General features: G+C 67.9%; 10 protein-coding genes, 1 tRNA gene and 2 pseudogenes. 7 read left to right on the top strand and 6 right to left on the bottom strand.

Features of this window, described 5'->3' with window-relative positions; genetic code table 11:
* Positions 1–35: 35 nt before the first annotated feature.
* The 3 genes and pseudogenes from HUV06_RS10325 to istB all read left to right on the top strand — a co-directional run.
* Positions 36–534, top strand: a pseudogene (locus HUV06_RS10325) (transposase); the annotation flags it as partial.
* Positions 535–720: 186 nt separating this feature from the next.
* Positions 721–1,065, top strand: a pseudogene (locus HUV06_RS16305) (IS21 family transposase); the annotation flags it as partial.
* Complete coding sequence (gene istB / locus HUV06_RS10320; RefSeq protein ID WP_174301188.1) at positions 1,049–1,825, top strand: IS21-like element helper ATPase IstB; 777 nt, start codon at positions 1,049–1,051, stop codon at positions 1,823–1,825. The pseudogene HUV06_RS16305 and the gene istB, both read left to right, overlap by 17 nt.
* Before the next feature lie 409 nt (positions 1,826–2,234).
* On the opposite strand, the gene HUV06_RS10315 is transcribed toward istB, so the two are convergent.
* The 6 genes from HUV06_RS10315 to mscL form a co-directional block, all read right to left on the bottom strand.
* Positions 2,235–2,311, bottom strand: a tRNA-Arg gene (locus HUV06_RS10315).
* Between the two features lie 251 nt (positions 2,312–2,562).
* On the bottom strand, positions 2,563–2,745 hold the full coding sequence (locus HUV06_RS10310; protein ID WP_174301187.1) for a hypothetical protein: 183 nt from the start codon (positions 2,743–2,745) through the stop codon (positions 2,563–2,565).
* 4 nt (positions 2,746–2,749) lie between these two features.
* Positions 2,750–3,019 carry a 3-hydroxyacyl-CoA dehydrogenase family protein gene (locus HUV06_RS10305; protein ID WP_256430059.1) on the bottom strand — a complete coding sequence of 90 codons (270 nt, stop codon included), beginning with the start codon at positions 3,017–3,019 and terminating at the stop codon, positions 2,750–2,752.
* Between the two features lie 24 nt (positions 3,020–3,043).
* Positions 3,044–3,376 carry a hypothetical protein gene (locus HUV06_RS10300; RefSeq protein WP_217433775.1) on the bottom strand — a complete coding sequence of 111 codons (333 nt, stop codon included), beginning with the start codon at positions 3,374–3,376 and terminating at the stop codon, positions 3,044–3,046.
* 35 nt (positions 3,377–3,411) lie between these two features.
* Entirely contained in the window at positions 3,412–5,757 is a 2,346-nt protein-coding gene (locus HUV06_RS10295) for an acyl-CoA dehydrogenase (protein ID WP_174301185.1), read from the bottom strand.
* A 153-nt stretch (positions 5,758–5,910) separates the two neighbouring features.
* Positions 5,911–6,318, bottom strand: a complete 408-nt coding sequence (gene mscL / locus HUV06_RS10290) for a large-conductance mechanosensitive channel protein MscL (RefSeq protein WP_254601036.1) — start codon at positions 6,316–6,318, stop codon at positions 5,911–5,913.
* Between the two features lie 182 nt (positions 6,319–6,500).
* Here mscL and HUV06_RS10285 point away from each other — a divergent pair, with 182 nt between their 5' ends.
* The 4 genes from HUV06_RS10285 to HUV06_RS10270 all read left to right on the top strand — a co-directional run bounded on the left by HUV06_RS10285 (position 6,501) and on the right by HUV06_RS10270 (position 12,424).
* Positions 6,501–7,424: an Hsp33 family molecular chaperone gene (locus tag HUV06_RS10285; RefSeq protein ID WP_174301184.1), complete on the top strand. Its 924-nt coding sequence runs from the start codon at positions 6,501–6,503 to the stop codon at positions 7,422–7,424.
* Between the two features lie 74 nt (positions 7,425–7,498).
* Entirely contained in the window at positions 7,499–9,349 is a 1,851-nt protein-coding gene (ilvD, locus tag HUV06_RS10280) for a dihydroxy-acid dehydratase (RefSeq protein ID WP_174301183.1), read from the top strand.
* Between the two features lie 538 nt (positions 9,350–9,887).
* Positions 9,888–10,340, top strand: a complete 453-nt coding sequence (locus HUV06_RS10275) for a hypothetical protein (RefSeq protein WP_174301182.1) — start codon at positions 9,888–9,890, stop codon at positions 10,338–10,340.
* 281 nt (positions 10,341–10,621) lie between these two features.
* Positions 10,622–12,424 carry an acetolactate synthase 3 large subunit gene (locus tag HUV06_RS10270; protein ID WP_174301181.1) on the top strand — a complete coding sequence of 601 codons (1,803 nt, stop codon included), beginning with the start codon at positions 10,622–10,624 and terminating at the stop codon, positions 12,422–12,424.
* The last annotated feature ends 14 nt before the right edge of the window (positions 12,425–12,438 follow it).

The raw sequence follows: 12,438 nt of genomic DNA, 5'->3' as shown, positions 1-12,438 counted from the left end.
GAACGTAGAGTCCGGCCCAGCGAAGGGACGGACGGATGAAGCGGTCGAGGTTCACAGAAGAACAGATCATCGCGATCTTGCGCGAGCAGCAGGCGGGCGTGGCGGTGGCGGACCTGTGCAGAAAACACGGGCTCAGCTCGCCGACCTTCTACAAGTGGAAGTCTAAGTTCGGCGGCATGGAAGTGTCTGAAGCCAAGCGGTTGAAGGCGCTGGAGGATGAAAACGCCAAGCTGCGCCGAAGGCCGGCGAAGCCAACCGGCTGCTGGCGGACGCCATGTTGGACAACGTGGCCCCGAAGGACCTCCTGGGAAAGAAGTGGTGACGCCCGCCGCGCATCGGCAGGCTGCAGCGCACCTGCAGTCCACCTACGAGATGAGCGAGCGGCGGGCGTGCCGGGTCCTGGGCGTGCACCGAACGAGCGTGCGCTACCAGGCGATCAAGGCGCCTGACACGGAGCTGCGCGAGCGGCTGAGATCACTGGCGCAGGAGCGGCGGCGGTTCGGCTACCGACGCCTGCATGTGCGGCGATCAGGATGAGAACAGCGCGACAATCAGGATGAGAATGGATCGTGTCGCTGTGACGTAGGGCGGCCGGAGGGCGGCCGGAGGCGCAGCGACACGATCAGCGGTCGCCTCTGGGCGTCTGGCTCGGTCGGTGGAGGTGGTTAGGCTCTGATGAGTCCCCAAGCAGGGGGGGCGAGTCGCGTGCCGGGTTGACACATCACCGACCGCCAGATGAGGCTCTACATGTCGCTCCGCTCCACCCACGGTCCCGCTGTCGCCGCGGCGAAGGCCGGCTTCAGCACCGTGGCCGCCTACCGGATCGAGGCTGATTCACGACCCCCCGCCGAGACGCGCAAAACCCGTGAGCGGCGACGACCCAATCCCCTGGTCGGGGTCTGGGAAGAGGAGATCCTGCCGATGCTGAAGGCAGCGCCGGGACTGTGCCCGGTGGCGATCTTCGAGGAGGTGCTGCGCCGCCATCCGAACATGGGCGCCGGCGTCCGCCGCACGCTGGAGCGGCGCATCCGCAGCTGGCGGGCGCTGAATGGGCCTGGTGCTGAGCGACCCGCGCCTGCCAGCGATCAAGCTCGCCTGGCCGGAGTTGGCCGCGCGCGCCGACAAGGAGGGCTGGCCCGCCGCCCGCTTCCTCGCCGCGCTCGTGGAGCACGAGATCGTCGAGCGCGGCCGCCGCCGCATCGAGCGGCATCTGGACGAAGCGCGCCTGCCGCCGGGCAAAACGCTGGCTACCTTCGACTTTACCGCCACGCCCATGGTGAGCAAGGCCCAGGCGATGGCGCTCGCCGCCCGCGACGCTTGGCTGGAGAAGGGCGCCAACCTGCTGCTGTTCGGCGGCCCGGGCGGCGGCAAGACCCACCTGGCGGCCGCCATCGGCCTGGCCCTGGTGGAGAACGGCTGGCGCGTGCTGTTCACCCGCACCACGGACTTGGTCCAGAAGCTCCAGGCCGCCCGGCGAGACCTCGCGCTCGAGAGCGCAGTCGCCAAGCTCGACAAGTACCACCTGCTGATCCTGGATGACCTCGCCTACGCCAGCAAGGATCAGGCCGAGACCAGCGTCCTGTTCGAGTTGATCAGCGCCCGCTACGAGCGACGGTCGCTCCTCATCACAGCAAATCAGCCCTTTGCTGACTGGGGGCGGATCTTCCCCGACCAGGCTATGACGCTCGCCGCGGTCGATCGCTTGGTCCATCACGCCACCATCTTCGAGATGAACGTGGACAGCTACCGGCGACGCTCAGCCTTCGAGCGCGTCAGAGGACCAGGACGCCCGCCCGGCCGCGCGACACTCAAGTCCTCCACCTGATCGCCGCGGCGCGACAATCACCCTTGCTCAGACTGTCGCGCCACGACAAACATCGCCACCTTCATCGACGGCGTTCTCATCCTGATCGCCGCTGGCTTCTCATCCAGATCGTCGCGCTACACAGCAGCACATCATTGTTCATCCCGCAGCGGTCGCCGCTCGACCCCGCGTAAGTTCTCCTCGGTGTTCGACGACGCAGAATGCCGCACGCTGTAGACGGACGATCCCGCAACCTGTCTGACGGGAAGGGCGCGCTCGAATACGCCACCCTCGCTCCTTCACGCTGGAAAACCTGGACGTGGAGTGGCACGACCTCGTGTCAGACCTGGGCAAACCCCGGAGTAAAATGTTACGCTGGCTTGATGCCGGAAGAGCGCCGCAGGTAATCTCTTGTTCGCAAAAAGGAAATTGGCGCGCCCGGAACGATTCGAACGTCCGACCCTCAGATTCGTAGTCTGATGCTCTATCCAGCTGAGCTACGGGCGCGTTGACTTGGCAGGGAGGCGCGGGAATATCCGCTTCGGTTGGCGCGTGCAACCCTCTTGATGGACTCGGGTCGGAGCGTTGGCGCAAGCCGGCAGAGCGCTCGGCGAGCGGCGGCGGCGGTCGAGGCGTCTGAAGTAAGTGCAACGTCCAGGGCGGAATGACGAGTAGGGGCTGGACGCTGGAGCGGTCGGGCGGTGGTCAATAGGAAGCATTGCAACGAGCCGTCCCGGTCGGACTAGGCGGGTGAGGCGTCAGCCGACCTTGGCCGCCATAGCGGCCCATGCCGGATCGGAGGTGAAGCGCTCGCCATGGCTTCCGGCCAGTGAGACGAGCCGACCGCGGATTTTGGCCGAGCCGAAGGCGTGGACGAAGTGCAGCGGCCCGCCGCGGAACGGTGCGAAGCCGAAACCGAAAAACAGGGCCGCGTCGATCACGTCCTCATCGGTCGCCACGCCTTCGCGGAGATGGGTCTCGAAAGTGTTGAGCATGGGAAGGATAAGGCGGGCTGGCCACACCCGGGTCTGGCGCGTCCACGTCCTTGGCCTTGACGGCCTTGCCGTCGGTCCAGATGTAGAACTCCTGCCCGGTCTTGCGGCCGAGCTGGCCGTCGTGGACTTTCCGGCGCAGCCAGTCCGGCGGATCGGCCAACTCCCAGCCGAGGTCGCGCTTCAGCGTATCCACGACCGTCACGGCGAAGTCGAGGCCCAAATGGATTAGGCCCGGCCATCGCGCTCACACCCGCTCGACCAGCATGGCGCCGCCCTGGCCGCCGCCAATACACTCGGTGGCTATGGCCCACTTCAGCTTCAATCGCTTCGGGGCGGTCATGGCATGGAGCACGATACGGTCGCCGCTGGCTCCGACCGGGTGGCCGAGGCTGACCGCACCGCCATCCACGTTCATCCACGCCATGTCGATCTCGCCAGCCACTCCTTCGAAGCCCAGCACGCGCTCGCTGTAATCCTTGTCGGCCCAGGCGGCGACGCAGCCCAGCACCGGGAGTGCGAAGGCCTCGTTCAGTTTCCCGGGGTCGAGCTCGGAGATCGGGTTGGTCAGGCCATGCACCAGGCCGATGACGGGCGTCAGTTGCGGATTGCGTCTTACTCCGCCGGCTCCGGCTGGCGCGCGGGCGAGGCCCCGGCGCCCTTTTTCGACGCTGGCGGCTCAGGGTTCGATCCCCGGGTCTGCGCGCCCGCCTCTTCCGGCGACGTCCGCGTCGGCGCCTCTTCCACCGCGCGGTGCCGGGTCAGCTCCTCGGGCGAGAAGTCGTCCACGTCGATGACCTCGCCCACCGCCTTGTCGGCCGCCTCCAGCCGCGCGGCCTCCTCGTCGGTGACCAGGCCGCGCTCGCGCCCGACCTTCCACGACTTGATCTTGGCCTTGCGCAGGCGGTCGTGGATGGGCTGGGTCTCCACGGTGAGCTGGAAGGCGTGCAGCAGCTTGGCGATGGCGCCCTCGCCGCCGCCCACATAGACGTTGTCCACCAGACGGTCGCGGGTTGGGTTCGGCTCCAGCAGGATGTCGGCGCAGGTGCGGATCAACTGGTCGGACGGGCCGCGCACCCGGGGGCCGAGGGGCAGGATGGCGAAGCGGAGCAACGATCCCGCCAGCCTGTTCGGCAGGTTGGCGAACACCTCGTCGAAGCTGGCTTCGATCCGGGCCGAGCCGGCGATCATCACGTAGTCGAGCACAGGAAGGTCGGCCTCCTGCCGCCCCTCGTCATCCCAGCGCTTCAACGCGGCGGACAGGAAATACATTTCCGACAGGATGTCGCCCAGGCGAGCCGACAGCAGCTCCCGCCGCTTCAGCGCGCCGCCAAGCGTCAGCAAGGCCATGTCGCTGGTCAAGGCGAAGGCGGCGGCGTAGCGGCCGAGCTTACGGTAATGCTTGCGCGCCGCGCCCGCGTCCGGCGAGGGGGCGAAAGCCGCGCCCGTCCAGCTGCGCGAGGTGGCGTGGAGCAGGGTGCGCATGGTGTGCGCAACATGCTCCCAGAACACCTTGTCGAACTGGTCCAGACCGCGCGCCCGGTTGGCGTCTCCAAGCGCCAGGATTTCCTTCAGCATGTAGGGATGGGCGCGGATGGCGCCCTGGCCGAACACCATCAGCGACCGGGTGAGGATGTTGGCCCCCTCCACCGTGATCGCCACCGGCACCGAGCGGTAGGTCGGACCGAGATAATTGCTTGGGCCGTCGATGATGGTCTTGCCGCCGTGCACGTCCATGGAGTCGGTGACCGAGACTCGCATGGTCTCGGTGGCGTGCAGCTTCATCAGGCCGGAGATCACGGAGGGGTGGTGGCCGGCGTCCAGGCCTGCGCAGGTCAGCCGGCGCGCGGCGTCCACCACGTAGGCGTTGCCGGCCAGGCGGGCGAGCCGCTCCTGGATGCCCTCGAACTTGCCGATAGGGGTGCCGAACTGCTGGCGGATGCGGGCGTAGGCGCCGGTGGTCAGCGCCGTCATCGCCGTGGCCGCGCCCGACTGGGCCGGGAGCGAGATGCCGCGCCCGGCGGCCAGCGCGGTCATCAGCATGCGCCAGCCCTGCCCCACCCGCTCCGGGCCGCCGATGACGTTGTCCAGCGGCACGAACACGTCGCGCCCGAAGTTCGGCCCGTTCTGGAACATCTGCATGGCCGGCAGATGCCGCCGCCCGATCTCCACGCCCGGCGTGTCGGTCGGGACCAGGGCGCAGGTGATGCCCAGGTGCTCGCGCTCCCCCAGCAGGTGGTCGGGGTCCTGCAGCTTGAACGCCAAGCCCAGCACGGTGCAGACCGGACCCAGCGTGATGTAGCGCTTGTGCCAGTTCAGCCTCATCCCGAGCACACGCTCTCCGCGCCACTCGCCATGGCAGACCAGGCCGTGGTCGATCATGGCGGCGGCGTCGGAACCGGCTTCGGGGCTGGTCAGGCCGAAGGCAGGGATCTCGCGCCCGTCCGCCAGGCGCGGCAGCCAGTAGTCGCGCTGGTCCTGCGTGCCGAAGCGCATCATCAGCTCGCCCGGGCCCAGGCTATTGGGCACCATGGCGGTGACCGCGGCGGTCACCGAGCGGGTGGAGAGCCGCTTCACCACCTCCGCATGGCCGTAGTTCGAGAAGCCCAGCCCGCCGTACTGCTTGGGCAGGATCATGCCGAAGAAGCGCCGGCTCTTCATGAATTCCCAGGCTTGCGGCGGCAGGTCGCCGAGCTCCCAGACGATCTTCCACTCGTCGAGCATGGCGCAGAGCTCGTCCACGGGGCCGTCGAGGAAGGCCTGCTCCTCCTCGCTCAGCCGCGCGGGCGGGGTGTCGAGCAGCTTCTTCCAGTCCGGGTCTCCGGTGAACAGCTCCGCGTCCCACCAGACGTCGCCCGCCTCGATGGCGTCGCGCTCGGTCTCGGACAGGGCGGGCATGACGCCCTTGGCCCACTGGTAGAGGGGGGCGGAGAGATAGTCGCGCCGCAGTTTGATGGACATGCCGCACCTTCAGGGGAGCCGGCGTGAGAACGGGCAAACCGCTCAGAAGGTTCGCTCACCTTCCGCAAACAGGCGCGGCTTGCGCACGAAGACGTAGTCGGCCGAGTAGGACACCGCGCGCAGGTCGCCCGCCGCAGCGGGTGATGTCACCCGCTATACTCGCCGCTGCAGGGAGTCCCTGATCTCCATCAGCAGCTTCTCGCTGGTGGTGGGGATCGGATCGACCGGTGCGGCCTCCTCCTTGCGCTGGACCTTGCTGACCGCCTTGACGATCAGGAAGACGGCCGCCGCGATGATCAGGAACTGCACGATGGCGTTGATGAAGACGCCGTAGCCCAGCGCCACCTCCGCATGCCTGGCGGCCGGGTCGGCGGCCTTCAGCACCACCTTCAGCTGGGAGAAGTCCACCTGGCCGAGAAGCAGGCCGATGGGCGGCATGATCATGTTGTCGACCAGGCTGGTGACGATCTTGCCGAACGCCGCGCCGATGATCACGCCGACCGCAAGGTCTACGACATTGCCGCGCGCGATGAAGGCGCGGAATTCACTCACCAAGGCCATGTCCGGCTTTCCCCTGATCTTTCGACTATCAGCCTTACCCTCCAGGCCGGCGGCGTCAACAGAGGGCTCCTCGCCGCGGCTCGCAAACCGCAGGGCGCATTCCCATCTCCGTCCTGACCCCAATTCCCGCGCCCGGCCGGCGCTCTCGACCAGCGACCCGCTCGCCCCGCGGAGACTTGCCCTTGACCGACGCCGCCTTGTCCTCGACCGCGCCTCGTCCCGCCGACGACCTGGTGGCCGCCTTCCAGATCGAGCACCAGCCCGCCCGCGGCCGCATGGTGCGGCTTGGTCCCGTGGTCGACGAGATCCTGAAGCGCCACCACTATCCCGAGCCCGTGGCGGAACTCCTGGGAGAGACCTGCGCCCTGGCTGCGCTGGTGGGCGCCAGCCTCAAGTTCGAGGGCCGGCTGATCGTCCAGGCCCAGGGCGATGGAGCGGTGGCCTATGTGGTAGCGGACTACGACACCTCGGGCGGCCTGCGCGGCTATTGCAGCTTCGACGCCGAGCGGGTGACGCAGGTGTCCGCCGGCTTCGTGCGCCCCGGGGCCAAGAGCCTGCTGGGCGACGGCGTGTTCATCATGACCATCGATCCTACGGACGCCAACGAGCGCTACCAGGGGATCACGCCCATCGAAGGCGAGACCCTGGCGCTCTGCGCGGAGACCTACTTCGCCCAGTCCGAGCAGACGCCCACCCGGGTGCGCCTGGCCGTGGGCGAGCTGCAGGACGCGAGCGGCCACAGCTGGCGCGCCGGCGGCATGATCCTGCAGAACATCGCTGGCGACGAGGCGCGAGGCGCCACCGATGACGCCTGGGATCGCGCCCAGGCCCTGTTCGAGACGTTGGGCGAGGACGAGCTGATCGACCCGCAGGTGGCGCCGGAGACCCTGCTCTACCGCCTGTTCCACGAGGACGGGGTGCGGATGTTCGAGCCCCGCCCGCTTCGCGCCCACTGCCGCTGTTCCGAGGAGCGGGTGATGGCCATGCTGCACGCCCTGCCGGAGAAGGACCTGGCGGAGATGACCGAGCCGGACGGCGCCATCCATGTCACCTGCGGGTACTGCTCGCGCACCTACGCCATCGCTCCGGAGGCGGTGGAGAGCTGAACCCGCAAGGGTCTTGCTTTGACCGCGCCCGGCGGCGGGGCTAAAGCCAAATGCTTCCGCAAAGGAGGCGCCTCGTGCCCCCCTATCGCTCCCGTACCACCACCCACGGCCGCAACATGGCGGGCGCGCGGGGCCTGTGGCGCGCCACGGGGATGAAGGACAGCGACTTCGGCAAGCCGATCGTCGCGGTGGCCAACAGCTTCACCCAGTTCGTCCCCGGCCACGTGCACCTGAAGGACATGGGCCAGCTGGTGGCGCGCGAGATCGAGCGGGCGGGCGGCGTGGCCAAGGAGTTCAACACCATCGCCGTGGACGATGGCATCGCCATGGGCCACGCCGGGATGCTGTACAGCCTTCCGTCCCGCGAGCTGATCGCCGACAGCGTAGAGTACATGGTCCAGGCCCACTGCGCCGACGCGCTGGTCTGTATCTCCAATTGCGACAAGATCACGCCGGGCATGCTGATGGCGGCGCTGCGGCTGAACATCCCGGCCGTCTTCGTCTCTGGTGGCCCCATGGAGGCCGGCAAGGTGGTCTGGAAGGGCGAGACCCGCGCCGTCGACCTGATCGACGCCATGATCGTGGCCGCCGACGAGGCGGTCAGCGACGCCGAGGTGGCGGTGATGGAGCGCTCGGCCTGCCCCACCTGCGGCTCGTGCTCCGGCATGTTCACCGCCAACTCGATGAACTGCCTGACCGAGGCGCTGGGCCTGTCGCTGCCCGGCAACGGCTCCACCCTCGCCACCCACAAGGACCGCGAGCGGCTGTTCCTGGAGGCCGGGCGACTGATCGTGGACATGGCGCGCCAGTGGTACGAGCAGGACGACGCCAGCGTGCTGCCGCGCTCGGTGGCGAGCTTCGGCGCCTTCGAGAACGCCATGCGGCTGGACATCGCCATGGGCGGCTCCACCAACACCGTGTTGCACCTGCTGGCCGCCGCCCACGAGGGCGAGGTGGCCTTCACGATGGCCGACATAGACCGGCTGTCGCGCCACACGCCGTGCCTGTCCAAGGTCGCCCCCGCCAAGGCCGACGTGCACATGGAGGACGTGCACCGCGCCGGCGGCGTCTACGCCATCCTGGGGGAGCTGGACCGGGCGGGCCTGCTGAACGCCGACCTGCCGACCGTGCATTCGCCGACGTTGGCCCAGGCACTGGCCCGCTGGGACGTGGCGCAGACCAACAGCGAGACGGTGCGCGACTTCTACCGCGCGGCCCCTGGCGGCGTGCCGACCCAGACCGCCTTCTCGCAGTCGCGCCGCTACGCCGAGCTGGACCTGGACCGAACGGAAGGCGTGGTCCGCGACGCCGAGCACGCCTTCTCGCAAGACGGCGGCTTGGCGGTCCTGACCGGTGATCTGGCCCCGGACGGCTGCATCGTGAAGACGGCGGGGGTGGACGAGAGCTGCCTGGTATTCTCAGGCCCGGCGCGCGTCTATGAGAGCCAGGACGACGCGGTCAGCGGCATCCTCACCGGCGAGGTGAAGGCCGGGGAGGTGGTGGTGATCCGCTACGAAGGGCCGAAGGGCGGCCCGGGCATGCAGGAGATGCTCTACCCCACCAGCTACCTGAAGTCGAAGGGCCTAGGGAAGGCCTGCGCCCTGATCACCGACGGGCGCTTTTCCGGCGGCACCAGCGGGCTCTCCATCGGCCACGTCTCACCCGAAGCGGCGGAGGGCGGCCTGATCGCGCTGGTGCAGGACGGCGACCGCATCGAGATCGACATCCCCGCGCGCAGCCTGACGCTGGCGGTTGTCCAGGCCGAGCTGGACGCCCGCCGCGCCGCGATGGTCGCGCGCGGTCCGAAGGCCTGGGCTCCCGCGACCCGCGACCGCCACGTCTCCCCCGCGCTGCAGGCCTACGCCGCCCTCACCACCAGCGCCTCGAAGGGTGCGGTGCGGGATGTGGGGCAGTTGAGGCGGTAGGCGCTCGCCAGAGGCGTTGAGTAGCCTGTCGGACATGGAGGGCGCGGCGGAGAACGACCCGCTGCGGACTCTTGACAGGTAGCCTCAGGCTGCGCGTCATTACCGTATGAAGCGGCTTGCCATCGCTGCCTGCTTAGGAGCATCGCTTCTCGCCACTGACCTTGCTCGTGCGCAAGAGACCTTTTCACCCCCACCAGGTGGATTGGTGCGCGACAGGCAAGCTGCAATCAGCATCGCCTACGCCGTTTGGGGTTCGCTCTTCCCGCTGGGTCGCGCAACCAGCTCCGAAGCGGATTGGCAAGCAACCTACAGCGCCGAACTAAGTGGCGGCGTCTGGACGATCAAACGTCCCACGCCGAAAGGTCGAGTCGGGGGCGGCCTTGTTGTACGGGTCTCAGAGAGCGATGCGCGCATCCTTGACCTGCATCTTACACAGTAGCTTCAGCACCGGCTCACGCGCGCAGGGTCGGTTGCATTGCAACGGGCGAAGCCAATGATCCTACTGTTTGCACTTCTGCTCGGCGCTGCACGATCTACAATGCCGGACGCCTACGTCTCGGGAAGCCCGCTCGGACCTCAGGCCACCATCACAGACGCCACAGCATTCTTTGAAAGCGGCAACCCACCTTGGATAGAAATTGAGTGGGCGCAGAAGCTCAGCCCTACTCTGATAGCGAGGGTCGTGCTCTTCAAGTCGGGTCTGTATGGGATCATAGATGCCAAATGCCAGGACTTTGCCTCTACTGGCAAACTCACAGGCTGCGTCATTACCGATGATCCTTCGGATCAAGGCTATCGCGAAGCCGGCGCGAAGCTGATGAGGAACCTAACCGCAAGCAACAGCTTTCGCGAGACGCACAGCGGCAAAGTGAAGTTTATCCACATCCAGATGCGACTTAGTAACTCGGACAAGGATGAGATGAAGGGGCCATGCTGGCCGCCGAGCTGCATCGTTGAGCCGGGCCCGCCTCCTCCACCTCCCGTCCGCTGACCACCCATAGCGGAGATCACCTCTGTCCGCTTGTGGGGAACGCCCTGACCAGCTCACACCAGCCCAGGCAAGATCATTGCCCCTCAGCGCCGCTTGACCGCCATCCGCCGCTACGCTAGGTCGAAATCTGTCGCTGCGGAGCAACAAACGTGCGTCATCTCCTCGTAATTACCGGAGCGGCCCTGAGCGCGTGACCTGACAGGTCATGCGAGCGCGGTCGCTCACCCAAGGCCCTCCGGGGCCTTTTTTAATGCCTTGAACCCAGCCCCGAAGGCCCGAAAATGACGGCCCACCAGACGATCAGCCCAGCCGCCACGTACGCTGAGACCCTCACCGGGGCGGAGATCGTCGTGCGCGCCCTGGTCGACCAAGGGGTGGACACCCTGTTCGGCTATCCGGGCGGCGCGGTGCTGCCGATCTACGACGCCTTGTTCCACGAGCCGCGGCTGAAGCACATCCTGGTGCGCCACGAGCAGGGGGCCGGCCACGCGGCCGAGGGCTACGCCCGCTCCACCGGCCAGCCCGGCGTGGTGCTGGTCACCTCTGGCCCTGGCGCCACTAATGCGGTGACCCCCATCGTGGACGCCCTGATGGATTCCATCCCGCTGGTGGTGATCACCGGGCAGGTGCCCACCCACCTGATCGGCTCGGACGCCTTCCAGGAGTGCGACACCGTCGGCATCACCCGCTCGGCCACCAAGCACAACGTGCTGGTCAAGGACGTGAAGGACTTGGCCCGCGCGATCCACGAGGCCTTCCACATCGCCACCTCCGGGCGCCCCGGCCCGGTGCTGATCGACATCCCCAAGGACGTACAGTTCGCCACCGCCCCCTACGCGTCGCCCGGCGAGGTGCGCTTCGCCCACGCCTATGCGCCCCGCCGCCGAGGTGACCCCGCCCGGGTGCACGAAGCCGTGGAGATGGTCGCCGCGGCGCGGCGGCCGATCCTCTATGTCGGGGGCGGGGTGATCAATTCGGGGCCGGCGGCGAGCGCGCGGCTGAGGGCCTTCGCCGAGGCGACGGGGGCGCCGGTCACCGCCACCCTGATGGGGCTCGGCGCCTTCCCGGCCGAAGGAGCGCAGTGGCTCGGCATGCTCGGCATGCACGGATCGTACGAGGCCAACCACGCCATGCACGACTGCGACGTGATGGTGTGCGTGGGCGCACGCTTCGACGACCGGGTGACGGGCAAGCTGGACGCCTTCTCACCCGGCTCCAAGAAGATCCACATCGACATCGATCCCTCCTCCATCGGCAAGATCGTGCACGCCGACGTCGCGGTCTTGGGCGATGCAGGCGAGGTGCTGGGCCAGATGCTGGACGCCTGGGCCGGCCGCCCGGCCGCCGACCTGTCGCCCTGGTGGGCGCAGATCGACGCCTGGCGCGCGCGCAAGGGGTTCGCCTATGCGCCGTCGGACACCGTGATCAAGCCGCAGTACGCGGTGGAGCGCCTCTATGCGCTGACCCGCGGCGCCGAGGCGTCCGGACGCGACGTCTACATCTCCACCGAAGTCGGCCAGCACCAGATGTGGGCGGCGCAGTTCTTCCACTTCCACCAGCCCAACCGCTGGATGACCTCAGGCGGCCTGGGCACCATGGGCTACGGCCTGCCCGCGGCGGTGGGGATACAGGCGGCGCACCCGGGCGCGCTGGTCATCGACATCGCCGGCGAGGCCAGCGTGCAGATGACCATGCAGGAGATCTCCACCGCGGTTCAGTACGAGCTGCCGATCAAGGTCTTCATCCTGAACAACGAGTGGATGGGCATGGTGCGCCAGTGGCAGCAGCTGCTGCACGGCGAGCGCTACAGCCACTCCTACGCCTCCGCCCTGCCCGACTTCGTGAGACTGGCGGAGGCCTACGGCGCGGTGGGCCTGCGCGCCGAGACGCCCGCCGAGTTGGACGCCAAGATCATCGAGATGATCGACACGCCCTGCCCGGTGATCTTCGACTGCCGCGTGGCCAAGGACGAGAACTGCCTGCCCATGATCCCCTCCGGCAAGGCGCACAACGACATGATCCTGGCCGATATGGAGCGCGAGATGGGATCGCTGATCGAAGACGACGGGCGGAGGCTGGTTTGATGGAGGCGCGGATC

The sequence above is a fragment of the Caulobacter sp. S45 genome (assembly GCF_903642205.1).
Lineage (GTDB): Bacteria > Pseudomonadota > Alphaproteobacteria > Caulobacterales > Caulobacteraceae > CAHJWH01.
This window is presented reverse-complemented; position numbering and strand designations above follow the sequence as displayed.

Coding starts and splice junctions, on each gene's coding strand:
- istB (WP_174301188.1), top strand. CDS start 1,049: ATGGGCCTGGTGCTGAGCGACCCGCGCCTGCCAGCGATCAAGCTCGCC.
- HUV06_RS10270 (WP_174301181.1), top strand. CDS start 10,622: ATGACGGCCCACCAGACGATCAGCCCAGCCGCCACGTACGCTGAGACC.
- HUV06_RS10275 (WP_174301182.1), top strand. CDS start 9,888: ATGCCGGACGCCTACGTCTCGGGAAGCCCGCTCGGACCTCAGGCCACC.
- mscL (WP_254601036.1), bottom strand. CDS start 6,318: ATGGCCTTGGTGAGTGAATTCCGCGCCTTCATCGCGCGCGGCAATGTC.
- HUV06_RS10295 (WP_174301185.1), bottom strand. CDS start 5,757: ATGTCCATCAAACTGCGGCGCGACTATCTCTCCGCCCCCCTCTACCAG.